Annotated in this window: 23 protein-coding genes and 1 tRNA gene; 10 read left to right on the forward strand and 14 right to left on the reverse strand. The window is 65.6% G+C overall.

The features are described from left to right. Positions 1 to 40 precede the first annotated feature (40 nt). From rplL to LJ760_RS02115, 8 genes are all read right to left on the reverse strand, one after another. A complete protein-coding gene (gene rplL, locus LJ760_RS02080) occupies positions 41 to 415 on the reverse strand; it encodes a 50S ribosomal protein L7/L12 (RefSeq protein WP_227918771.1) in 375 nt (124 codons plus the stop codon). A 61-nt stretch (positions 416 to 476) separates the two neighbouring features. After that, positions 477 to 1,046, reverse strand: a complete 570-nt coding sequence (gene rplJ / locus LJ760_RS02085; RefSeq protein ID WP_227918774.1) for a 50S ribosomal protein L10 — start codon at positions 1,044 to 1,046, stop codon at positions 477 to 479. A gap of 329 nt (positions 1,047 to 1,375) precedes the next feature. Further along, positions 1,376 to 2,458 (reverse strand): GNAT family N-acetyltransferase, encoded by a 1,083-nt coding sequence (locus LJ760_RS02090; protein ID WP_227918776.1) that lies wholly within the window; start codon positions 2,456 to 2,458, stop codon positions 1,376 to 1,378. Positions 2,459 to 2,591: 133 nt separating this feature from the next. Further along, complete coding sequence (rplA, locus tag LJ760_RS02095) at positions 2,592 to 3,299, reverse strand: 50S ribosomal protein L1 (RefSeq protein WP_227918778.1); 708 nt, start codon at positions 3,297 to 3,299, stop codon at positions 2,592 to 2,594. A 113-nt stretch (positions 3,300 to 3,412) separates the two neighbouring features. Further along, positions 3,413 to 3,844, reverse strand: coding sequence for a 50S ribosomal protein L11 (gene rplK / locus LJ760_RS02100; RefSeq protein ID WP_227918781.1), 432 nt, complete (start codon positions 3,842 to 3,844; stop codon positions 3,413 to 3,415). A 129-nt stretch (positions 3,845 to 3,973) separates the two neighbouring features. After that, entirely contained in the window at positions 3,974 to 4,747 is a 774-nt protein-coding gene (gene nusG / locus LJ760_RS02105) for a transcription termination/antitermination protein NusG (protein WP_227918783.1), read from the reverse strand. Positions 4,748 to 4,843: 96 nt separating this feature from the next. Beyond that, positions 4,844 to 5,125 (reverse strand): preprotein translocase subunit SecE, encoded by a 282-nt coding sequence (gene secE, locus LJ760_RS02110; protein WP_227918785.1) that lies wholly within the window; start codon positions 5,123 to 5,125, stop codon positions 4,844 to 4,846. A gap of 84 nt (positions 5,126 to 5,209) precedes the next feature. Further along, positions 5,210 to 5,282, reverse strand: a tRNA-Trp gene (locus tag LJ760_RS02115). Positions 5,283 to 5,555: 273 nt separating this feature from the next. On the opposite strand from LJ760_RS02115, the gene LJ760_RS02120 reads away from it, so the two are divergent. After that, positions 5,556 to 6,776, forward strand: a complete 1,221-nt coding sequence (locus tag LJ760_RS02120) for a pyridoxal phosphate-dependent aminotransferase (RefSeq protein WP_227918787.1) — start codon at positions 5,556 to 5,558, stop codon at positions 6,774 to 6,776. A gap of 6 nt (positions 6,777 to 6,782) precedes the next feature. Here LJ760_RS02120 and LJ760_RS02125 read toward each other — a convergent pair whose 3' ends face one another. Together LJ760_RS02125 and LJ760_RS02130 are read right to left on the reverse strand one after the other, a co-directional pair. Continuing rightward, entirely contained in the window at positions 6,783 to 7,445 is a 663-nt protein-coding gene (locus tag LJ760_RS02125) for a LuxR C-terminal-related transcriptional regulator (RefSeq protein WP_227918790.1), read from the reverse strand. Then, the gene (locus LJ760_RS02130) at positions 7,442 to 8,830 is read right to left on the reverse strand and encodes an ATP-binding protein (protein ID WP_227918792.1); all 1,389 of its coding nucleotides are present in this window, start codon (positions 8,828 to 8,830) and stop codon (positions 7,442 to 7,444) included. Before LJ760_RS02130 ends, LJ760_RS02125 begins: the two co-directional genes overlap by 4 nt. A 134-nt stretch (positions 8,831 to 8,964) precedes the next feature. Between LJ760_RS02130 and LJ760_RS02135 the strand changes: the two genes are divergently transcribed. The 5 genes from LJ760_RS02135 (at position 8,965) to LJ760_RS02155 (ending at position 13,148) form a co-directional block, all read left to right on the forward strand. Then, the gene (locus tag LJ760_RS02135; protein WP_227918795.1) at positions 8,965 to 10,473 is read left to right on the forward strand and encodes a PspC domain-containing protein; all 1,509 of its coding nucleotides are present in this window, start codon (positions 8,965 to 8,967) and stop codon (positions 10,471 to 10,473) included. Between the two features lie 2 nt (positions 10,474 to 10,475). Further along, a complete protein-coding gene (locus LJ760_RS02140) occupies positions 10,476 to 10,850 on the forward strand; it encodes a hypothetical protein (protein ID WP_227918797.1) in 375 nt (124 codons plus the stop codon). Positions 10,851 to 10,933: 83 nt separating this feature from the next. Further along, positions 10,934 to 11,176, forward strand: a complete 243-nt coding sequence (locus LJ760_RS02145) for a PspC domain-containing protein (protein WP_227918799.1) — start codon at positions 10,934 to 10,936, stop codon at positions 11,174 to 11,176. A gap of 71 nt (positions 11,177 to 11,247) precedes the next feature. Further along, positions 11,248 to 12,279 (forward strand): 6-phosphofructokinase, encoded by a 1,032-nt coding sequence (locus LJ760_RS02150; RefSeq protein WP_227918801.1) that lies wholly within the window; start codon positions 11,248 to 11,250, stop codon positions 12,277 to 12,279. 152 nt (positions 12,280 to 12,431) lie between these two features. After that, on the forward strand, positions 12,432 to 13,148 hold the full coding sequence (locus LJ760_RS02155; protein WP_227918804.1) for a GNAT family N-acetyltransferase: 717 nt from the start codon (positions 12,432 to 12,434) through the stop codon (positions 13,146 to 13,148). Positions 13,149 to 13,164: 16 nt separating this feature from the next. Here the strand turns inward: LJ760_RS02155 and LJ760_RS02160 are convergent, their stop codons facing one another. The 4 genes from LJ760_RS02160 to LJ760_RS02175 form a co-directional block, all read right to left on the reverse strand. Beyond that, positions 13,165 to 13,566 (reverse strand): ankyrin repeat domain-containing protein, encoded by a 402-nt coding sequence (locus LJ760_RS02160; RefSeq protein ID WP_227918806.1) that lies wholly within the window; start codon positions 13,564 to 13,566, stop codon positions 13,165 to 13,167. A 58-nt stretch (positions 13,567 to 13,624) separates the two neighbouring features. Continuing rightward, positions 13,625 to 14,716 carry a CAF17-like 4Fe-4S cluster assembly/insertion protein YgfZ gene (gene ygfZ, locus LJ760_RS02165; protein WP_227918808.1) on the reverse strand — a complete coding sequence of 364 codons (1,092 nt, stop codon included), beginning with the start codon at positions 14,714 to 14,716 and terminating at the stop codon, positions 13,625 to 13,627. 61 nt (positions 14,717 to 14,777) lie between these two features. After that, the gene (locus LJ760_RS02170; protein WP_227918809.1) at positions 14,778 to 15,377 is read right to left on the reverse strand and encodes an FABP family protein; all 600 of its coding nucleotides are present in this window, start codon (positions 15,375 to 15,377) and stop codon (positions 14,778 to 14,780) included. 312 nt (positions 15,378 to 15,689) lie between these two features. Continuing rightward, complete coding sequence (locus LJ760_RS02175; protein WP_227918810.1) at positions 15,690 to 16,382, reverse strand: hypothetical protein; 693 nt, start codon at positions 16,380 to 16,382, stop codon at positions 15,690 to 15,692. A 193-nt stretch (positions 16,383 to 16,575) separates the two neighbouring features. Here LJ760_RS02175 and LJ760_RS02180 point away from each other — a divergent pair, with 193 nt between their 5' ends. The 4 genes from LJ760_RS02180 to LJ760_RS02195 all read left to right on the forward strand — a co-directional run bounded on the left by LJ760_RS02180 (position 16,576) and on the right by LJ760_RS02195 (position 21,608). After that, a complete protein-coding gene (locus LJ760_RS02180) occupies positions 16,576 to 17,280 on the forward strand; it encodes a winged helix-turn-helix transcriptional regulator (protein ID WP_227918812.1) in 705 nt (234 codons plus the stop codon). 59 nt (positions 17,281 to 17,339) lie between these two features. Then, entirely contained in the window at positions 17,340 to 18,323 is a 984-nt protein-coding gene (mshD, locus tag LJ760_RS02185) for a mycothiol synthase (protein ID WP_227918814.1), read from the forward strand. 91 nt (positions 18,324 to 18,414) lie between these two features. Beyond that, on the forward strand, positions 18,415 to 20,640 hold the full coding sequence (locus LJ760_RS02190; RefSeq protein ID WP_227918816.1) for an RNA degradosome polyphosphate kinase: 2,226 nt from the start codon (positions 18,415 to 18,417) through the stop codon (positions 20,638 to 20,640). Next, the gene (locus tag LJ760_RS02195; RefSeq protein ID WP_227918818.1) at positions 20,640 to 21,608 is read left to right on the forward strand and encodes an NUDIX hydrolase; all 969 of its coding nucleotides are present in this window, start codon (positions 20,640 to 20,642) and stop codon (positions 21,606 to 21,608) included. The genes LJ760_RS02190 and LJ760_RS02195 overlap by 1 nt, the downstream gene beginning before the upstream one ends. The last annotated feature ends 3 nt before the right edge of the window (positions 21,609 to 21,611 follow it).

Here is a 21,611-nt window from a genome sequence, read left to right on the forward strand (position 1 = left end):
GCCTTCTGCTAAGCGTTTTTATGCTGTGAGGCAGTAAAAACTACTTGACGGTGACGGTGGCGCCGGCAGCTTCGAGAGCTTCCTTGGCCTTGTCAGCGGCTTCCTTGTTGGCGCCTTCGAGGACGGCCTTCGGAGCGCTGTCAACCAGGTCCTTGGCTTCCTTCAGACCCAGCGAGGTCAGGGAGCGAACTTCCTTGATCACTGCGATCTTCTTGTCGCCGGCAGCTTCGAGGATGACGTCGAATTCGGTCTTCTCTTCAGCGGCTTCAGCGGCACCGGCAGCTGGGCCGGCAACTGCAACAGCAGCAGCGGTGACGTCGAACGTCTCCTCGAAGAGCTTCACGAAATCGGAGAGCTCGATGATGGACAGTTCCTTGAAAGCTTCAATGAGCTCTTCGTTGGTGAGCTTCGCCATGGTGTGGCGTCCTTCCTATAGTTGGTGCACGCAGGCACCGGAGATTGATGGAGAAGAGGAATTACTCTTCGGTGGCTGCTTCTGCTGCCGGAGCTTCTTCTGCAGCGGCCGGAGCCTCTTCTGCAGCGGAGGCAGCGGGGGCGCCGCTTTCCTCTTCAAGCTTCATGCGCAGTGCATCAGCCGTGCGGGCGAGCATGGACATCGGTGCCTTGAGGACACCGGCGACGCGTGCAAGCTGGAACTCACGGGACTCAAGGGCAGCCAGTGCGGCTACACCGGAGGCATCCAGGGCATTGCCCTCGAAGACACCGGTCTTGATGATGAGCTGCGGGTTGGTCTTGGCAAAATCCGTCAGGCTCTTTGCAGCTGCAACTGCGTCACCCTTGATGAAGGCAATTGCAGTAGGTCCGGCAAGCTGGCCTTCGAACGCGTCGATGCCGGCTTCCTTGGCTGCAATGCCAGTCAGGGTGTTCTTTACGACCGAGTACTTGGTGTCCTGGCCGAGCGAACGACGCAGCTCCTTGAGCTGTGCAACGGTGAGCCCGCGGTATTCGGTTAGGACAGCAGCGGTCGATTCCTTGAAATCGGTGGTGATTTCCTCGACTGCTGACACCTTTGTTGGCGTTGCCATAACCCTCCTTCCGGGGAAATAGTGCCGGTGGATCGGGTCCCGAACATAAAAAACGCCCCGGGCAGATGCACGGGGCTTCACTCTACGGACACGTGTTCCGGAGTGCAGTTCGTTCACCTGCGCAGGCCGCCCTATCAAGGGACTTTCGGATGTTTGTCCAACCGGGTTCCACACGTGGCGGGCTGAAGGTTCAGCCTTACGGTGGGATTGAATGCACATCGACCGACGGTCTTTGGTAGTTCCAGAGTACGGGAGATTGCGACGGGGAACAAATCCCGGGGGCCGGCGGCATCATCCGGCAGAGGCCGGACTCAGCTGCCACCCGAATGTCATTCGGCGGACAGCTCCTTTTGCCACTCCCCGGAGTAGCCGATGGGCCGGAAGCCAAGCCGCTCGTTAATGGAGAGCATGTACCGGTTCTCCTCGGCATTCCAGGTGTAGACCCGGCGTGCTTCGGGCACCATCTGCCGGAGCCGTACCAGGTTCGCGGCCTTGAGCAGCATGCCCAGGCGATTTCCCCGGTGGCTTTCCAGCACCAGGGTGTCGTCCTGATAAACCACGGCAGGGTTGTTGCGGAAGATTTCCAGGACGGTATGCCCGGCAAGTTCGCCTGTCGCGACCTGCCGTGCGGCACTGACCAGGACCTCGGCGTCCATGTCGCGGGCCTGTGCCTCGGCCTCCCGTACCCGTGCTTCGTTCCATACTTCCTCCGCCAGGTCCAGTCCTCCCATCGGCGCATCGATGCTCATCTTCTGCCGCAGAAGCGCGTAGGCATCCACCAGGTCCGGAGGGCAGGCCCCGCTCCAGAAGACGAGTTCGTAGTCCGATCCGGCTACGGCCCTCGCCTGCTCCAGCACGGCTTCATCATCTGCAGCGCTTCCCAGCTCCAGCCGGCTGACGCGGTCCACCAGTTCCAGCCGGAAGCCCAACGCGGAAGCGAACAAGGCGGCGGCGTCCTGCGGGACCAGCGACGGGGTATGGGCGATCGGGTCCGACGTCTCACCGGAGGGCAAATGGTCCGTCTCCGCCATGAGCATGCGCCGGTTGTCCGCCGCCGCCAGTTGCTCCGCCGCGGCGTAGAGCTGCGTTCCAACGCCGCGGCGCCGGGCGGAAGGTGCAACCACAACGTTGACCGTTCCACTGTGCAGGTTGTCCGTCAACGGGAGGTTTATCTGGGCCACTCCCACGATGTCAGCCCCGGCCCGGGCGACCAGGAGCTCCCGCCGCCGGGTCGGAGTACTGCGACGGCCGGCAAGCTGCGCCTGCGGCGGGCCGTAAAAGTCGTCATTGCCCCAGAACTCACGCAGCTGGGCATTCAGGAGCTCGGCAACGGCGATGAAATCCGCGGCCCCCGGTGCGTCCAGGCCGGACGGTACGGCAATCGGCTCGATGGACACGGGCAGTTGAGTCATGGCACACATCCTGCCGCACGGACGCCGAGCTTCAAAAGCCGAAGCGGGATGCACAGCGGCCGGACACAAAAGAGCGGCCGCAGCAAAGGCTGCGGCCGCTCTTCGGGGAGGTATCCCCAGGTACTACTGCTGACTATGCGTCGGCGAGAACCTTGGTGACGTTCGGGTCAACGCTGATGCTCGGTCCGAACGTGGTGGACACGGTCGCCTTGGAGATGTAGCGGCCCTTGGCTGCCGACGGCTTGAGGCGAAGGACCTCTTCCAGAGCTGCTGCGTAGTTCTCAGCCAGCTTCTGGGCGTCGAAGGACACCTTGCCGATGATGAAGTGCAGGTTGGAGTGCTTGTCGACGCGGAAGTCGATCTTGCCACCCTTGATGTCCGTAACGGCCTTGGCCACGTTCGGGGTAACCGTGCCGGTCTTCGGGTTCGGCATGAGGTTACGCGGGCCGAGCACGCGGCCCAGGCGGCCGACCTTGCCCATCATGTCCGGGGTAGCCACTGCGGCGTCGAAGTCGGTCCAGCCTGCTGCAACCTTTTCGATCATGTCATCGGAACCAACGAAGTCGGCGCCGGCAGCGATTGCTGCTTCAGCCTTCTCGCCGGTCGCGAAAACGAGGACGCGGGCCGTCTTGCCGGTGCCGTGGGGCAGGTTGACCGTGCCGCGGACCATCTGGTCAGCCTTACGGGGGTCAACGCCCAGGCGGAAAGCCACCTCAACGGTTGCGTCGAACTTGGAAGGATTGGTGTCCTTCGCCAGCTCTACAGCCTCGACCGGTGCGTACAGCTTGTCCGCATCGATCTTGGCTGCAGCTGCTTCATATGCTTTGCTGCGCTTTGCCATCTGCTTTTTCTCCTTGTGCAGTTGTGGTCTGTCGGACCGCGCCGGGCCCTGCCACGCGCCGTCGCCCGTTAGGGTCGGCGGCAGTTATGTGAATGTGAAACGAGTACGGGGACTTAGCCCTGTACCGTGATGCCCATCGAACGGGCGGTGCCGGCGATGATCTTGGCAGCTGCCTGGACATCGTTGGCGTTGAGGTCTTCCATCTTCATGGTGGCGATCTCTTCGACCTGTGCCTGGGTCAGGTTGGCAACCTTGGTGGTGTGCGGGGTTGCGGAACCCTTGGCGACACCGGCAGCCTTCTTGATCAGCTGTGCAGCCGGAGGAGTCTTCGTGATGAAGGTGAAGGAACGGTCTTCGTAGACGGTGATTTCCACCGGGATAACGTTGCCGCGCTGGGATTCCGTTGCAGCGTTGTACGCCTTGCAGAATTCCATGATGTTGACACCGTGCTGGCCAAGTGCCGGACCAATCGGAGGAGCCGGGTTGGCGGCACCTGCGTTGATCTGCAGCTTGATGAGGCCGGTGACCTTTTTCTTGGGGGCCATGAAAGGGTCCTTCTCTAAATTATGTTCCCGAAGGACAGGAGCGTCCGTCCGGGGCGGTGGCCGCCATGGCTTGGCGGCCGGACGCTGCCTGCAGGTTAAAGCGGACCTGCGGACAGCGAAATCTGATAGCTACTGGAGCTTCGTGACCTGGCCGAAGCCGAGGGTCACAGGCGTCTCGCGCTCGAAGATGGTCACGAGGACCACCAGCTGCTGGGACTCGGGCTTGATCTCCGAGATGGTGGCCTGGAGCGTCTCGAACGGGCCTTCGTTGACCGTTACGGGCTCGCCGATCTCGAAGTCAACGGCAATGTTGGAAGACTGCTGCTGTGCAGGCTTGCCGGCCTCGGTCTTCGGGGAAACGATCGTGTGCTCGAGCATCGAGTACACCTCGGACAGGCTCAGCGGAGTCGGGTTGTGTGCATTGCCCACGAAGCCGGTCACGCCGGGGGTGTGCCGGACAACGCCCCAGGACTCATCGGTGAGGTTCATGCGCACCAGGACGTAGCCGGGAATGCGGACGCGGTTGACGATCTTCCGCGTGGTGTTCTTGATCTCGACGACTTCTTCCATCGGGACCTGGATTTCGAAGATGTCCTCTTCCATGTCCAGCGTCTGGATGCGGGTCTCAAGGTTGGACTTCACGCGGTTTTCGTAGCCGGCGTAGGAGTGGATGACGTACCAGTCACCCTCCTGGCGGCGCAGCTTGGCCTTGAAGGCAACAGCCGGATCTTCCTCGGGCTCAGCGTCTTCTGCGGAATCGGCAGCCTCTTCGGCTGCGTTTTCTTCGTCTGCCGAAGCATCAACAGCAGCGGGCGCCTCGTCGACGTCGGCTGCGGTCATCTGATCCTCGGTATCCAGATCAGCGTTGTCATTGATCTGTGATTCGAGTTCTTGCTCGGACACGTAGATTCCTGCTTTCTTCTTCAGAGCACTATCGGGTTTGTCACTAGCTCATGGTCTCCGGTTCCACGCCCAGCGGGCGGAACCTTAGGTCTCTGGCTAGCTTTCGCCGCCGCCCGAGCCGAAGATCCACAGTGCGCCCCTGCCAAAGGCAAAGTCGAGAGCCGTAACGATAAGCATCATCACCATCACGAATGCGAGGACAACGAGCGTGTACCTCAGCAGTTCCTTGCGGGTGGGGGTGACCACCTTTTTCAGCTCGGCAATCACCTGGCGCAGGAAGAGAGCTATACCGGCGAAGAACCCGCGCTTCTTGGGCCCGCTGGAGGGGTGTCCCTTGGAGCTGCTGGCAGCTGTCTCGGTCACCTTCGCCTCACTCATCTGTGTCGGTTCACAATCACAGCAAGCGCTGGGACTGCTCATTCCATGAAGGACTGCTGAGCTGCCGGAAATGACAGTTCTGCGCAGGGCAGACAGGACTCGAACCTGCAACCTGCGGTTTTGGAGACCGCTGCGCTACCAATTGCGCCACTACCCTATGGAGGAAAACTCACCCTACCGCCACCATTGTAGCCGTAACGAACCGGAGACTATTTCCCCGATCGAAAGGCACAAAGCAGCGTGGTGTGCTCAACCACCGAAGAACCAGTCTACGCAAACTTTGCCGTCCCGTCGAACCGGGGCCTGTCCGCCGCGTGCCGTCCTGACCTGCAGCGGGGATTCCAAGCGCCTAAACTGGGGAACGCCGCCGTCGTCCGGCAGGACCGACGCGGCAAACGTTAGCCGCCGCCACACACCAGACGGGAATCCCATGTCTTCAACCGGCCGTATTTCAGAGCGCATCGCTTCCATTGCCGAGTCCGCAACCCTCGCAGTGGACGCCAAGGCCAAGGCATTAAAGGCCGCCGGGCGCCCGGTGATCGGTTTCGGCGCGGGCGAACCGGATTTCCCCACCCCGGACTACATTGTCGACGCCGCCGTCGACGCCGCCCGCCAGCCGCGTTTCCACCGCTACTCCCCCGCCGGCGGGCTCCCTGAGCTCAAGAAGGCGATTGCTGCCAAGACCCTGCGGGACTCCGGCTACGCCGTAGACCCCGCCCAGGTCCTGGTGACCAACGGCGGCAAGCAGGCCGTCTACGAATCCTTCGCGACGCTGCTGAACCCGGGTGACGAAGTCCTGGTTCCCACCCCGTACTGGACCACGTACCCGGAGGCCATCCGGCTCGCCGGCGGTGTCCCGGTAGAGGTTTTTGCCGGCCCGGAGCAGGGCTACCTGGTGAGCGTCGAGCAGCTTGAGGCCGCCCGCACCGGGGCCACCAAGGTCCTGCTCTTCGTTTCCCCGTCCAACCCCACCGGCGCCGTATACCCCCCGGAGCAGGTCGCCGAAATCGGCCGCTGGGCGGCAGAGCACGGGCTGTGGGTCATCACGGATGAAATCTACGAGCACCTGACGTACGACGGCGTGCCCTTCACCTCGATCGCCACCGCGGCCCCTGAGCTGGGCGACAAGGTTGTGGTGCTGAACGGCGTCGCCAAGACCTACGCCATGACCGGCTGGCGGGTCGGCTGGATGATTGCCGCCGCTGACGTCATCAAGGCCGCCACCAACCTGCAGTCCCACCTGTCCTCCAACGTGTCCAACGTGTCGCAGATGGCCGCCCTGGCCGCTGTGTCCGGACCGCTTACGGCCGTGGATGAAATGAAGCAGGCCTTTGACCGCCGCCGCCGCACCATGGTGTCGGCCCTCAACGCCATCGACGGCGTCGAATGCCCCATGCCCGAAGGCGCGTTCTACGCGTATGCAGACGTCCGCGGCCTGCTTGGGCGCGAGTTCCCGGGCAAGGAAGGCCCGGTCCGGCCGCAGACGTCCGCCGAGCTCGCGGCACTGATCCTGGACACCGTTGAGGTTGCCGTGGTTCCGGGTGAAGCGTTCGGCCCCTCGGGCTACCTCCGCCTCTCCTATGCCCTGGGCGACGAAGACCTCGCCACCGGGATGGAGCGCCTGCAGGACTTCCTCGGCAAGGGCCGGTAAGGACTGCTAGAGCAGCCGGCGGTCCGCGGCCCAGCGGGTGAGCTCGTGGCGTGAGGAGAGCTGGAGCTTGCGCAGCACCGAGGAGACGTGGGTTTCCACCGTCTTCACGGAAATGAACAGCTCGCGGGCCACCTCCTTGTAGCTGTAGCCGCGGGCGATCAGCCGCATGACCTCGAGCTCACGGGCCGAGAGGCGGTCCAGTTCGTCATCCACTGCGGCCACGCTCGCCGTGCCGAAGGCGTCCAGCACGAATCCCGCCAGGCGCGGCGAGAACACCGCGTCGCCGCCGGCCACCCGCAGGACGGCGTCGGAAATCTCCGGTCCCGAAATGGTCTTAGTGACGTAACCGCGGGCCCCGGCCCGGATGACCGTGACCACGTCTTCGGCGGCATCGGAGACGCTCAGCGCCAGGAAGCGGGTCACCCCGAGCAGCCCGGCGCACCCCGCCAGCACTTCCGCTCCTCCGCCGCCGTTGCCGCCGGGCAGGTGGACATCGAGGAGGACGACGGCGGGACGCCGGGCCGTGATCGCTGCGATCGCGGTTTCGACGCTGTCCGCTTCCGCCACCACGTTGATGCGGGCGTCGAGGTCTGCGCGGAGGCCGGAGCGGAAGATGGCATGGTCATCAACCACGACGACGTCGATCGGCGGCGAGGGGTGGACCGTCATTTAGGTTGTGCTCCGTTGCTTGATACGCGGTTGTCCGTCGAGGGGCTCTTCTGTGTTGCACCGGCGTCGGCCGTGCTGCCGTTGCCCGTGCTGCTGTTACCCGTGCTGTTCGCCGCGCCGGGCGCGTCGTCACGGGAACCGTTTTCCGTGCCTTTCGGCAGCGGCAGCACCAGCCGGACCTCGGTGCCGTCGGCGGTGCTGCGGATGGCCGCACTGCCACCTGCACGCTGCATCCGTCCGATGATGGATCCGCGCACGCCGATCCGGTCGGCAGGCACAGCGTCCAGGTCGAATCCGGAGCCGCGGTCCCGCACGAAGACTTCGAGCTGCTCCGGCCTGCATTCAACATAGACCGAAACCGTGCCGCCGGCATGCTGGGCGGCGTTCAGCATGGCAGCCCGCGTAGCGGAGGCCAGGGCTTCGGTCCGCTCATCCAGTGCGGCATCCGAGACTGCCACCAGTTCAATCGGGTGGCCGTAGGCGTCCTCGATTTCTGCTGCAATCCGGCGCATGCATTCCACGAGGTGGTCTTCGGCCCGGGCACGGTCGGAATACAACCATTGCCTCAGCTCCCTTTCCTGGGCGCGGGCAAGCCGGATGACGTCCTGCTCGGAGCCGGCGCGCTTCTGGATCAGGGCCAGGGTCTGCAGCACCGAATCGTGCAGGTGGGCCGCAATTTCGGCCCGCTCGGTCTGCCGAATCCGTCCCGACCGCTCGGCTTCCAGGTCCCGCCAGTGCTTTATCGCCCACGGAGTGAACACCAGTGCCACGCCGGCCAGCACGGCAGCGGACGCCAACAGCCCCGACATCAGGACATCCCAGCTCACCGCACCCGAGACCACCACCAGCACCCCGGCGACCACCAGCAGGAGGCCCGCCGCCAAGCGGATCATGCCCGAGGCCCGGTCGGCTCCGGCACTGTTCATCAGCCCGGCCCGCCGGCTCTCGTCCAGCTGCATCCATGCCAGCACCGCACCGCCGGCAATGGCCGCGACCGGAATAAACAAGCCCCAGTTCAGGTTGGCACCCAACCGCTGGGCAATAAAGGCAGCTGCCACCAGCAGCAGGGCAAGGCCTGCCGCCACCTCCCGGTGCCCGGTCTTACCCGGCTGCGGGGCGGGGACCGCACCTTCCCGAAGCTGCCTTGCATAGTTCTCGGCGATGCTGCGCGGGTTGGCGGATACCTGTTCCTTCTTCTCCTGCTCCTCCTGGGTCGGAACCATGATCCACAGCCACCCGTAGAGGATGAAGCCGCTTCCAGCGCCAAGCACCAGCACGGCCATGATGATCCGGGTCAGCTTCACGGGCCAGCCCAAGTGTGCGGCCAGCCCGGCGCAGACGCCGGCAATGATCCGTTCGCGGGGACGCACCAGGGGTTCTCTCATGGACCTATCCAAACACGGGGAAGCCGCCGGGCACCGGCCCTGACGGCAATAATCCCTTTTCTTCAGGGGCCGTTCAGGGGCGGGTCAGGGTAGTCCCTGATGCAGTATCGCTGCAGCCGGAGAAGACTGGAGGCATGAACCCTTCCCCATCCCCTGATTCCGGGGCCCACGGCCCCGCAGCGCGACCTTCCGCTGAGCACCCGCCGGCCCCTGCAGGCAGCCATGCGGCAGGCAACGGTTCCACGAGCACCGGTGCGACCGCTGCGGGAGGACCCGGCGCACCGTCATCCGGCGGATTGCACAGCGGTTTCTTTAACTGGATCCGCTCCCTCGGCCTCCCGCGCGGCGGCGACCGCTGGTTCGGCGGTGTCGCGACCGGGATCGCGGCACGCACCGGGCTGGACCCCGTGCTTGTCCGCGGCCTGTTCGTAGTCCTCGGCGCTTTTGGCATCGGGTTGCTGGTTTACGGAGTCGCCTGGGCACTGCTCCCGGAACCGGACGGCAGGATCCATCTCGAAGAGGCGATCCGCGGCGACTGGACATCCGGCATGACCGGAGCACTCATTTTCGCCATCCTCGGAATGGGCGGTCCCGGTGCTTCCTTCCTCGGCGCGGACGGCTGGTTCGGCGCCGTCGTCTGGACACTGTTCTGGATCGGCGCGGGTGTGGCCGCCGTTTACTGGTTCTCCACGGGCAAGGGCCGGTTCCACCTTTCCGGCCATGGGGCCGCTGCGGATGCGTCCGGGGACCCGGACAGCACCGTCGCCTTCGCTCCTCCCGCCGGTGCCGGAGCCAACGCGCCGGAAGCCGGTCCCGGGAAGCCCGTATCGCTTGCCAAACCCGGCATGGCCGCCACCGGCACCGACCCTGCCGGTTCTGCACCTGCCGGCGGCACAGCTCCCTTCACTGCCGTACCGCTCCGCGGGTTTGCCGTTCCGTCCGGACCGGTGCCTTCACCGGCAGCCGAAACGCAGCGGAACGCGGAATGCAAGGCAAAGCGCGTCCCGGGAGCCCCCGGGTCCTTCGCAGCGGCTCTGTTCGGTGCCGCCCTGCTCGCAGGCGGAACCGTCCTCGCCATGGATTACCTCAACGTCCTTTCCCTCGGCGCACCGGTCTCCGTTGCCTTGGCGGCCGCCGCTGCGGTCCTGGGCCTCGGCATCGTGATCCTGGGCGTAGTCGGCAGGCACTCCGGCGGGATCGGCACGGCGGCGGTGGCGGCACTCGTCGCCTCCCTCCTGACCCAGGGCAGCATGGTCAACGACAACCTGCTGGTGGCCAGCAATGCGGACTGGGTGCCCCGGGACGCTGCCCAGGCGGGCGGCGGCTACACCGTGATAGCCGCCAACGGCACAGTCGACCTGCGCGAGACCGAGACTTCGGGGAACTTCGAGGTCCCGGCCAGCGTCGCCGCAGGGAACCTCGCCATCCTCGTTCCCGAGGACGCGCCGGTAACCATCAAGTTCGGCATGGCTGCGGGAAATGTCGAGGTCAACGACGGGTCGGACCGGCAGGAATACAGCGGACTGTGGCAGCCATCCGACGAGCGCACGCTCAACGACGGCGCCGACGGAGACCGGATCACCATTGATGTCCGCGGACTCGCGGGCAACGTACTCGTCACGACTGAAGAAAGCGATCTCTAGCCATGGAACAGGACAACGAGAGGGATTATCTGGGACGCCAGTACGGACCCGGAAGCTACGAAGCCCCGGACCGCCCGTCGGCACCGGACCCGGGTCCCCGCAGTCCCGAAACAGACCCGGCGGAGTCCCGCGGCTCCGCTGCACCGGCGGTGGAGACCGATGACAACCCGGCTGCCGTCCCGCCCCGCGCACTGCAGGTAGGCACGGTGGTGTGGGGCCTGGTCCTGACCGTCCTCGCCGTCCTCCTGCTGCTGGTGAACACCGTGAACCTGTCGGTGGATCCTGTCCTGCTGGTCCTCTGCCTCACCCTTGGTGCGGGACTGGCCCTCCTGCTGGGCGGGTTCCTTTCCGGCCTTCAGCGGAGCCGATCCCGCTGACGGCGGATCCCGGTCACCGTATCGGCGGACCGGTCCGGCACCCCTATTTCCCTATTTCGACACCATCAGATAAGGCTTAGTACATGGAAAAGTTCTTCAGCATCGTGCGCTCCTCCCCCATCAAAAGGCAGAGAGGCTGGGTCGGCGGAGTCTGCGCCGGCATCGCGGCCACCTACGGGTGGGATGTTTCCCTGGTCCGGATCGGCGTCCTCCTCAGTTTCCTGCTGCCGTTTGTAGGCCTGGGCACGTACGTCGTGGCATGGCTGCTGCTGCCGAAGACGGATGGAACCATCATCCTGCAACGCCTGGTGAGCCCCCGCGCTTAGTCCTCCACCGGTCTGCTGGCTAGAATCAAAGCCAGGACATAACCACAGCCAGCAGATCCAGGGGTAATGACATGAAGATCGGTATCCTCACCAGCGGAGGGGACTGCCCCGGGCTGAACGCCGTGATCCGCGGTGCCGTCCTCAAAGGCATCAAGGAATACGAGGACATCGAGTTCGTTGGTTTCCGTGACGGCTGGCGCGGGGTGGTCGACGGCGACATCATGGACCTGCCCCGCTCCCGCGTCCGCGGCATCTCCAAGCAGGGCGGGACGATCCTCGGGACGTCCCGCACCAACCCGTTTGAAGGTCCGAACGGCGGGCCGGAGAAGATCAAGGCCACGCTGGAACGCCTCGGGATCGACGCCGTTATCGCCATCGGCGGTGAAGGCACCCTCGCAGCCGCCCAGCGGCTCACGGACGCCGGCCTGAAAATTGTCGGCGTGCCCAAGACCGTGGACAACGATCTCGACGCCACCGATTACACCTTCGGGTTCGATACCGCAGTGGAAATTGCCACCGAGGCCTGCGACCGCCTGCGGACCACCGGCGAATCCCACCACCGCTGCATGGTGGCCGAAGTCATGGGCCGGCACGTGGGCTGGATTGCCCTGCACTCCGGCATGGCAGCCGGTGCCCACGCCATCCTGATTCCCGAGCACCCGGTCAGCATCGACCAGATTGCCCAGTGGGTCAGCGATGCCCGAGACCGCGGCCGTGCCCCGTTGGTGGTTGTTGCCGAAGGTTTCGTCACCACTGATATGGAAACGCCGCACTCGGAGCGGGGCCTCGACAGTTTCGGCCGCCCGCGGCTTGGCGGCATCGGAGAACTGCTGGCGCCGGAAATCGAAGCGCGGACCGGCATTGAAACCCGTGCCACGGTTCTTGGCCACATCCAGCGCGGCGGTGTACCTACGGCCTACGACCGGGTCCTTGCCACCCGACTGGGTATGGCTGCAGTGGATTCGGTGGTGGACAGCCTGTGGGGAACCATGGTGTCGCTGCACGGTACGGACATTGTGCACGTGGGCTTCGAAAAGGCCCTCGGCAATCTCAAAACGGTCCCCGAGCACCGCTACGACGAGGCCGCCATCCTGTTCGGTTAGGCGCTGCCGGTTCGGCTAGCCGCTGCCGGTTCGGGAGGGTGGTCCGGTTCGGTTGGGCGTTTTTCGGGAGTTCCTGTGCATTTGCTGAGGATTCCGTTTGCGGCGGCAAGGCGTTTGTGTCGCCGCAACTGACCCGGTGTAGGTTGAAAACCATGAATCTGGACTCGGGAACCATCGCGATCATCCAGCTGGCCTGGTCCCGCCATCTGGGCCTGGCAGATAATGCCCTGGCGGAGACGGACACCGGCGAACGCATCTACAGCGTTCAGGACCAGGCCGACACAGCATGCTTCCTGCGCCTTTTCGGCGCCGAGGTTTTCAGCGGCCCCGAATGGGCTGCCGACCGCGCCCGGACCCAAAGCGCTGCGCAGCTGACCCGCAACTCAGGGCTGATCCAGATGTCCATGGAACACGGCGGACGGGTCCTGGGCGCCGAGCAGCTGTTTTTCGCTGACGCTTTCCCGAGCGTCATTCCGCTCGACGAGCTTGCCGTCAGCAACGAACCGGCTCTCGCCGTCGCCCTCGAACGGCTCTGCCCTCCGGACGACGTGGCGGAGGCCGGCCTGGCGGAGAAGGAAGAAGTCTTTGTCCTGGTGGATGACACCCAGGACGAACCGCGTCCCGTGGCAGGTGCGGGATACAGCATCACCGACGGAATCCTGGCGGACATGAGCGTTCTGACCGCCCCGGGCCACCGGTTGCGCGGGCTGGGCAGCTACATCAGTTCGGTGGCCCTCGAGGATGCCATGGCAGGCGGCTTGATCCCGCAGTGGCGGGCCCGGCTGGACAACGTAGGCGCCGCCAGGACCGCAGTGGGCTCCGGTTTCATCCCCGCCGGCAGCCGCACCTCCGTGGCTCTGAACGCCTAGGCGCGACGCACCCGCGCTAACCGAGCAGGTCCAGCATTTCCTGCCGCTTGAAGAACCCGGCAGTGTCCCGCCCGGTGGGCGATCCCGCGTCGGGATCCGCACCGGCTTCCGCCAGGATGCGGAAGATCTCCACGTACCCCTTGAACGCGGCACCGGCAAGCGGTGTCTGGCCGCGGTCATTCTGCGTGTTGACATCCGCACCCCGTTCCACCAGCAGGGCGGTCAGCTCCGCGTGGCCGTGGTACGAGGCCAGCATCAGCAGGTTGTCTCCCGAGCCGTTCGTCAGGTTCACGGGCACGCCGGCGTCGAGGTAGCGGCGGATCCCTTCGGTATCGCCGGCACGCGCAGCATCGAAAACCAAGCCTGCGAGCTCGATAACATCATCATCGATTTGGGGGCGGGATTCGGGGGTGCTCATGGTGCTCCTGGGGGTATTGATTTTCTGGCTGTCATTTTTGCGGAAAAGAAGCTTGCGGTCAGCGCCGCGGTGCCTTCAGGAAGCCCGAGGCGCGTCCCACCACGGCTCCCGCATCCGGCGCCACGATGGGTTCCTGCGCGGCGGCGTAGAGCTCTCCGTCGTCGTTCACTACCAGCTGCACGGACGGATCCACGGACCGCTTCACCACTGCCAGGCCCACGGGGCCCATTTCGTAGTGGGCACCAACCGAGGTCAGCGTGCCGATCTGCCGCTCCCCCAGCAGAACCGGGCTGCCGGCGGCCGGAAGGGTGTGCTGCGAACCGTCCAACTGCAGGAAGACCAGCCGGCGGGGCGGGTGGCCCAGGTTGTGTACCCGCGCCACGGTTTCCTGGCCTTTGTAGCAGCCCTTGGCCAGGTGCACGGCGGTGCGGATCAGGTCCAGCTCGTGCGGGATGGTTTTCTCGTCCGTCTCCGCTCCCAGCCGTGGGCGCCAGGCGGCGATGCGCAGTGCCTCGGAAGCCATGGAGCCGGCCAGGGTGCGCCCGGAAGCGTCCATTGCGGCCTCGAACTCCGCCCGCGGAATCAGGTACTCGTACCAGGGCCGCTCCAGCCCGGGGTGGGCCTCTTCCGGCACGGCGGTGTAGGCAAACCCGCCGGCACCAATGTGCGGCCAGGGATCGGTCCACCGCAGGTACTGCTCCCACTGCGGCACCTCAACCGTCGCACCGGCCACGGCCCACTGGTCCGTGACGTCTGCGATTTCGACCCGGAGCATGAACTTCATGCGCTGCAGCCACTCGGTCAGGCCCGGCGCTTCAGCGGATTCGACGAGCAGCCAGGACGTGGCGCCGTCGTCGATGATCCGCGCGTCATAGTCGATCCGACCCTGCACGCTGAGCAGCAGCAGCTCCGAGCTCACGCCTGGCTGAAGATCCGCCACCTGCTGGGAGGACAGCGTGTTCAGCCAGCTGAGGCGGTCGGGGCCGGACACGGTGACCACGCCGCGGAAGGAAAGGTCGACGACGGCGCTGCCGCGTGCAAGGTCGCGCTGTTCACGGAGCGGATCGCCGTAGTGCGAGGCCGTACCGGCGTCGAGTCCGCCGGCTTCAACGGCGCCGTGGCGGGAAAGCAGGGGGCTGGAATACGTCATATCAGGTGCAACGTCCTAGCGGCTCGGGCCTATTCCTCCGGCCGGCTTTGCCGGTTTTGTTTTAGGAGGTCTTGTTCAGGATGGCCGAGGCATGGGCCTTCAGGGCCTCACCCTCGGAGGCAACGTCCCAGCGCCAGTAAAGGTCGCCGTTGACCAGTCCGTAGATCCGGGTGGCTGCGGAGTATTCCTTGGAGTTCACGCCGCGCATCACCACATCGGTGCTCAACTGGATCTGCGGTCCCTTGATCTGCCCGTAATACAGCTCGGCGATGCCTCCGGGGTGCACGATAGTGGCGGTGATATCGAAACCACCGGCGTCGTTGCGCAGCTCCTCGACCTCGTCAGCGCTGCGGAGCGCCGGCACGATATCCGCCGGAACCAGGCCGGGCCCGCCGTCGGCGTCGTTGAGGGGGCGGTCGAGGGCCCAGAATCCGGTCTCGACGGCCAGCGGCCGCAGGCGGGTGCCCTGCTCATCGGTGAGCCAGCTTTCCGCGGTGTACTGCAGGTACGGCAGGCCGTTCTGGGTGAACGTGACCTTCTGTGTGAAGTGCTCCGAATCAGCCTCGCCCTCACCCAGCCGTCCGGAACCCTCCCAGGTGCCGAGGAGCCAGGACAGCGGTACCAGTTCCGGGGTCAGATCGGTGGGGATCTCCATTGGCATGGTGGAACCTGTCCTTCGATGTAACGGGTGGCTGGTGCCGGCGGGCGAAGCCGGTGTTTACTTCTGGCCGGTGTTTACTTCTGGCCCTTGTACAGGCGGGAGATAACCAGTGCAGCGAATCCGGCCATCGCGAGGCCGGTGATGCCCAGCAGGGCAATAAAGAAAATTTCGAGAGCAACCATGGCTACATCCTAACGCGCGGGAGGAACAGTTTCCTTCCCGCCATTCGATCATGACAGGGACCTGCGGGCCAAACCCCGCCGGGGTTTCAAACGCCGCCGCCCAACGCCGCTGTTCGGGAAACGCAGCTGTTTAGAAAGCCAGGAGCCGTCCGAGGAAGTAGACCACGGATCCGAGGGTAACCACCGGAGCCAGGCCCAGCGCCAGGCGTCCCGCCGCATTGGACGCATCGTTGCGGGAAAGGGCCAGCCGGCGGAACGCCATCACGACGGCGGCTATCACCACGCCGCTGAACGCTGCCGCCTGCCAGGAAACGCCGGCCACGGCCAGGGCCACCAGGGCTGCGGTCAGGCCGCCGGCGAGCAGGCCCAGCGGTGCGGCCATCCGGTCCGGGAGCGGAATGAGCGTCACGGCCACGGCTGCCAATGCGGCGCCGCCGGCCACGCTCAGGAGTGCGGGATTCCCGTCGGTGCCGGCCAAACGGTCAGCGGCCACCCAGCCGGAGCCCATGGCGGTAACCAGCACGCCTGAGATGATGCCGACGATGGATTCGAGCCGGTGCGCCTGCCCGGTGCCGCGGAGCAGCTGGATCAGGAAGACTGCTCCCACACCTACGGCGACGGCGGCCGGCAACCAGGTCAGCATGGCCGCGGCTGGCGCGAAGTACGCGGCCGCCACTGCTCCGGCGCCTACCAGGCCCAGGGTTGCGCCCTGTGTCTTGCGGGCAGGCACCCCTATCAGGTGCGGCCAGCAGACGCCGGTGAGGACGGCGGCCAGACCGCTGATCACGGCCACCGCGGGCACGGACAGGTAGGAAGCGCTCACGATACCGATAATGGCAAGCGCCGCCGGCACCGCTAAGCTCCAAAGTTTCACCCTAGTTATCCTGCCTTATTACGGCGTCCAGAAGAAAAACGACAGGCCCGTTACCTCGATGGGTATACTTTCGATCACTTCAAGCCAAGCGGATCGGCGAAGGAAACCGCCCGATGGTGTGCGCCCAACATTCGGAGGACCTATGTCGCACATTTTGCTTCTTACCAACAGCTCGGGTTCCTCGGTTCACGTCCTGCCCGCCCTGGAGCTCCTGAACCATAAGGTCCATGTGGTGCCGGCGGAACCTACGGCCCTGTTGGACACCGATCCCAGTGACGTCATCCTGGTGGATGCCCGCAGGGATCTCGTTGGCGCGCGGTCCCTGACCCAGCTGCTGAAAGCCACGGGCCTGGGCACGCCTCTTCTCCTTATCCTCACGGAGGGCGGAATGGCTGCCGTCGCCCCCAACTGGCTGGCTGACGACGTCATCCTCGATTCCGCCGGCCCGGCCGAGCTGGAAGCGCGGCTGCGCCTGGCGGCGGCCCGCGGCGTCGGGACAGTCGAGGCTCCTTCCACCGAGATCCGCGCCTCCGGCGTCGTCATCGACGAGGCCAGCTACACCGCCCGCGTGAACGGCACGGCCCTGAACCTGACCTATAAGGAGTTCGAACTCCTTAAATACCTGGCTCAGCATCCCGGCCGCGTGTTCACCCGAGACCAGCTGCTCCACGAGGTGTGGGGCTACGACTACTACGGCGGCACCCGGACCGTCGACGTCCATGTACGGCGGCTGCGGGCCAAGCTGGGGCCGGACCATGAGACGCTGATCGGCACGGTGCGGAACGTCGGTTACCGGTTCACCCGCTCGCGGGCCGAAACCACGGCAGCCGCCAGCCAGGACGCCTGAGTGCTGCTCCCGCGGCGCCGCGCCCTGCGCAGGGGCACCAGCCGCGCTAGGCTTTCGGCATGAGTGAAGAACCGCAGACAGCCTGGCCCGTAGTCGAGACCCGCGGCACGCCCGAGCCCGCCGCGCTCGCCGACATCCTGCAACTGGCGTCCGCCGCGCAGGACTCGGACGGCAACCCGCCGCTGTCCGAGCAGACGCTCGTGGACCTGCGCTCCCCCGACGCCGATCCGGACACCCTCTCCGTCTTCACCACCTATGCCAGTGACTCCGATTCCGATACCGGCAGCGGGCAATGGCTGGCCGGCGTCGCCGTCCTGGTATCCGAAACTCCGCAGGATCCGGGGGTGCTCGAACTGGTGGTACACCCGAACTACCGCAACCAGGGCGTCGGCACGGCCCTTGCAGCCGCAGTGCAGGATGCGGTGCGGGACAGCCCGTCCGACGTCGATCCCCGGCCCGCTGCCTGGTCGCATGGAAACCACGAGGCGGCCGTGGAGCTCGCCGCCCGCTTCGGCTACCGTCCCGTCCGTGACCTGTGGAAGATGCGCCTGAGCCGGTCCAACGCCTCGCTGCCGGAAACGCAGTTCCCCGCCGGGGTGTCCGTCCGTCCCTTTGAACCCGGCCAGGACGAGCGCGCCTGGCTGGACGTCAACGCCGCAGCCTTTGCCCACCACCCGGAGCAGGGGTCCATGAGCCTTGCCGATCTGCAGGCCCGCATGGACGAGGATTGGTTTGACCCGGCCGGATTCCTCCTGGCCGTGGACGAGGAAGGCACAATCCTCGGATTCCACTGGACCAAGGTCCACCCCGGCACCGGAGGGCACCCGCCCATCGGCGAAGTGTATGTGGTCGGCGTAAGCCCCGAGGCGCAGGGCCGGGGGCTCGGAAAAGCCCTGACGGTAGCCGGAATCCAGCACCTGCACGCGGCGGGACTGGACGCCGTCATGCTGTATGTCGACGCCGACAACACCGCCGCCGTCGCCCTGTACCGCCGGCTCGGCTTCGTCCGCTGGGACCAGGACGTGATGTACGCACCCGCATAGGGTGCGTACAGCTTGTAATGTTGTTTGCAGGGCCAGGCGGTCCGCCCGTTACGCCTGCCCTGATCCGCCGCCAGCACCTCAGGGAGACACTATGAGTTTCGATACCGACGCAGAGCCCCGCTCGACCTTCGGGTCCGCAGAGGCGATGTCGGCACCGCGGGCCACCCAGGACCGCATCGACATCCCGGACTTCGGTCCCGCCCTTGTTCCCAGCGGAGATATCACGCCGGAACGGTTCCTGGACCGGGAGATCAGCTGGCTGCACTTCAACGCCAGGGTCCTGGAACTCGCTGAAGACCCTGAGCTGTACCTGTTGGAACGGGTGAACTTCCTGTCCATCTTCGCCTCCAACCTCGACGAGTTCTTCATGGTCCGGGTTGCCGGCCTCAAGCGCCGCATCGCGACCGGCCTGGCGGTTCCCTCCGCCGCAGGCCAGAGCCCGATTGAACAGCTCGAGGAAATCGTGGCGGCGGGCTACCGGCTGCAGCAGCGCCATGCGGACGTCTTCGCCAGCCAGATCCGGCCGGCCCTGGCGGAAGAGCAGATCTACCTGGTCAGCTGGGACGAACTGGACGACGCCGCCAAGGCGAGCCTGCACAAGCAGTTCGCTTCGAAGGTCTTCCCCATCCTGACTCCCCTTGCCGTGGACCCGGCCCACCCCTTCCCGTACATTTCCGGCCTCTCCCTGAACCTGGCCGTGGTGGTCCGCAACCCGGTCAGCGGCAAGGAATTCTTTGCACGCGTGAAGGTTCCGGACCAGCTCCCCCGCCTCATCTCCGTGGACGGGCCCCGCGCGGGCAACGTGGCCGGACGCACGGCCCGGTTCATCGCGCTTGAAGACATCATTGCCCAGCACCTGGACCAGCTCTTCCCGGGCATGGACGTTATTGAGCACTACACGTTCCGCGTGACCCGCAACGAAGACCTCGAGGTGGAAGAGGACGACGCCGAGAACCTCCTGCAGGCCCTGGAAAAGGAACTGCTGCGGCGCCGCTTCGGGCCGCCCGTGCGCCTGGAAGTCACCCCGGAGATGAACCCGAATATCCGGGAACTGCTCGAACGCGAGCTGGGCGTGGAATCGGACGAGGTCTATGTCCTGCCCGCGCCGCTGGACCTCCGCGGCCTTTCCCCGATCAGCCGGATCGACCGGCCGGACCTGCACTATCCGAAGCAGGTGCCGCACACCAACCGCCACCTGAAGGAGTCCGAGACTTCGAAGCCGGCGAACGTGTTCGCGGCCATGCGCCGTCGGGACATCCTCCTGCACCATCCGTACGACTCCTTCTCGACGTCCGTCCAGGCTTTCCTGGAGCAGGCGGCCGCAGATCCGCGGGTGCAGGCCATCAAGCAGACGCTGTACCGCACCTCCGGCGATTCGCCCATCGTTGATGCCCTGATCGACGCCGCCGAGGCCGGCAAGCAGGTCCTGGCACTGGTGGAAATCAAGGCCCGGTTCGACGAACAGGCCAACATTTCCTGGGCGCGCAAGCTGGAGCAGGCCGGTGTGCACGTGGTGTACGGCATCGTGGGCCTGAAGACGCACTGCAAGCTGTCGCTGGTGGTCCGCCAGGAAGTGGACGGACTGCGCCGCTACTGCCATATCGGCACGGGCAACTACCATCCGCGCACCGCCCGCTACTACGAGGACCTGGGCCTGCTGACCGCCAACGAGCAGGTGGGCGAAGACCTGACGAAGCTGTTCAACCAGCTCTCCGGCTACGCGCCGAAGTCCACGTTCAAGCGGCTGCTCGTGGCTCCGCGCTCGGTCCGGTCCGGACTGATTGACCGGATTGAGCGCGAAATCGCGAACAAGAAGGCCGGCCTCAGCGCACGCGTGATTATCAAGGTCAACTCCATGGTGGACGAGGCGATCATCGACTCCCTCTACCGTGCTTCCCAGGCGGGGGTCCGGGTGGACGTCATTGTCCGCGGAATCTGCTCGGTCCGTCCGGGCGTACCCGGCCTGAGCGAGAACATCACCGTACGCTCCGTGCTGGGCCGCTTCCTGGAGCACTCCCGGGTGTTCGCCTTTGCCAACGGCGGCGACCCGGTGGTCTTCATCGGATCGGCGGACATGATGCACCGCAACCTGGACCGCCGCGTGGAGGCCCTGGTCCAGCTGGTGGCCCGCGACGACGTCGCCGATCTGATCGGCCTGATGGACCGGTACATGGATCCCGGCACGGCGAGTTGGCACCTGGATCCGGAGGGCGCCTGGATCCGCCACCACAAGGACGAGGAAGGCAACCCGCTGCAGGACGTGCAGTCCTGGCTGCTGGCGTCCCGTTCCCGCCAGCGCTCCGTGGCTCGGCGCTGATGGAAGCAATTCACTCCCCCGCCGCCGCTCCGGTCCAGGAAGACACCCCTGTCAAGGTAGTGGCTGCAGGTGCCCTGTGCTGGCGCGAACGGGAGGGCAAGCTGCAGGTCCTCATGATCCACCGTCCCCGGTATGACGACTGGTCCTGGCCCAAGGGCAAGCTCGATGAAGGCGAAACCACCCCGGAATGCGCCGTTCGGGAGGTCCGTGAGGAAGTGGGCCTGAGGATCAACCTGGGCATTCCGCTGCCCTCCACGCTCTACCCGGTGGCTTCGGGCATGAAGATGGTGCACTACTGGGCCTCCCACGTGGACTCGGACAAGGCACGGCCAGACGGCAAGGAAGTGGACGGCACACGCTGGTGCACCCCGGAGGAAGCCGCCGAGGCACTCTCCAACCCCACGGACAGGCTGCCGCTGAAGGAACTGGTGGCGGCCTGGAACGAGCAGCGGCTGAGGACCTGGCCGCTGATCATTGTCCGGCATGCCAAGGCCAAGCCCCGGTCCGCATGGACCCGGGCAGAAGGCGAACGTCCGCTGGTAGCCACCGGCCTGCGGCAGGCCATGGCGGTCTCGCGGCTGCTGGTGGCCTGGCGGCCCAAACGCGTGGTTTCCAGTCCCTGGGTGCGCTGCGTGCAGACCGTCCGCCCGTACGTGAAGGCAGAAGGCACCAAGTTCAAGACGGTTGACGCGCTTACCGAGCACAGCGCCAAGCGCAAGCCGGGCAAGGCCCGGAACGCCATTGAGGGCCTCTTCGACAAGGCCAAACCCGTAGCGGTGTGCACCCACCGGCCGGTGCTGCCCCTGGTCTTCGACGTGCTGGCGGGGCACATGCCCGCTGACATGGCCGCCGGCCTGCCCGCCAAGGACCCGTACCTGGCACCCGGCGAGTCCGTGATCTGCCAGGTGAGCAGTGCGGACGAGGGACGGATTGTGTCCCTGGAAAAATACCGGGCCTTCGACGACTAGCAT

The organism is Arthrobacter sp. zg-Y895, assembly GCF_020731025.1.
GTDB lineage: Bacteria > Actinomycetota > Actinomycetes > Actinomycetales > Micrococcaceae > Arthrobacter_B.

Bases quoted from the DNA above. Each gene is read 5' to 3' on its own strand.
- LJ760_RS02140 (WP_227918797.1), top strand. From the start codon at position 10,476: ATGGAACAGGACAACGAGAGGGATTATCTGGGACGCCAGTACGGACCC.
- LJ760_RS02170 (WP_227918809.1), bottom strand. From the start codon at position 15,377: ATGCCAATGGAGATCCCCACCGATCTGACCCCGGAACTGGTACCGCTG.
- ygfZ (WP_227918808.1), bottom strand. From the start codon at position 14,716: ATGACGTATTCCAGCCCCCTGCTTTCCCGCCACGGCGCCGTTGAAGCC.
- LJ760_RS02155 (WP_227918804.1), top strand. From the start codon at position 12,432: ATGAATCTGGACTCGGGAACCATCGCGATCATCCAGCTGGCCTGGTCC.
- LJ760_RS02120 (WP_227918787.1), top strand. From the start codon at position 5,556: ATGTCTTCAACCGGCCGTATTTCAGAGCGCATCGCTTCCATTGCCGAG.
- LJ760_RS02195 (WP_227918818.1), top strand. From the start codon at position 20,640: ATGGAAGCAATTCACTCCCCCGCCGCCGCTCCGGTCCAGGAAGACACC.
- LJ760_RS02145 (WP_227918799.1), top strand. From the start codon at position 10,934: ATGGAAAAGTTCTTCAGCATCGTGCGCTCCTCCCCCATCAAAAGGCAG.
- secE (WP_227918785.1), bottom strand. From the start codon at position 5,125: ATGAGTGAGGCGAAGGTGACCGAGACAGCTGCCAGCAGCTCCAAGGGA.
- LJ760_RS02160 (WP_227918806.1), bottom strand. From the start codon at position 13,566: ATGAGCACCCCCGAATCCCGCCCCCAAATCGATGATGATGTTATCGAG.
- LJ760_RS02130 (WP_227918792.1), bottom strand. From the start codon at position 8,830: ATGAGAGAACCCCTGGTGCGTCCCCGCGAACGGATCATTGCCGGCGTC.
- LJ760_RS02190 (WP_227918816.1), top strand. From the start codon at position 18,415: ATGAGTTTCGATACCGACGCAGAGCCCCGCTCGACCTTCGGGTCCGCA.
- LJ760_RS02125 (WP_227918790.1), bottom strand. From the start codon at position 7,445: ATGACGGTCCACCCCTCGCCGCCGATCGACGTCGTCGTGGTTGATGAC.
- LJ760_RS02090 (WP_227918776.1), bottom strand. From the start codon at position 2,458: ATGACTCAACTGCCCGTGTCCATCGAGCCGATTGCCGTACCGTCCGGC.
- rplJ (WP_227918774.1), bottom strand. From the start codon at position 1,046: ATGGCAACGCCAACAAAGGTGTCAGCAGTCGAGGAAATCACCACCGAT.
- rplK (WP_227918781.1), bottom strand. From the start codon at position 3,844: ATGGCCCCCAAGAAAAAGGTCACCGGCCTCATCAAGCTGCAGATCAAC.
- LJ760_RS02180 (WP_227918812.1), top strand. From the start codon at position 16,576: ATGTCGCACATTTTGCTTCTTACCAACAGCTCGGGTTCCTCGGTTCAC.
- LJ760_RS02150 (WP_227918801.1), top strand. From the start codon at position 11,248: ATGAAGATCGGTATCCTCACCAGCGGAGGGGACTGCCCCGGGCTGAAC.
- LJ760_RS02135 (WP_227918795.1), top strand. From the start codon at position 8,965: ATGAACCCTTCCCCATCCCCTGATTCCGGGGCCCACGGCCCCGCAGCG.
- rplA (WP_227918778.1), bottom strand. From the start codon at position 3,299: ATGGCAAAGCGCAGCAAAGCATATGAAGCAGCTGCAGCCAAGATCGAT.
- mshD (WP_227918814.1), top strand. From the start codon at position 17,340: ATGAGTGAAGAACCGCAGACAGCCTGGCCCGTAGTCGAGACCCGCGGC.
- rplL (WP_227918771.1), bottom strand. From the start codon at position 415: ATGGCGAAGCTCACCAACGAAGAGCTCATTGAAGCTTTCAAGGAACTG.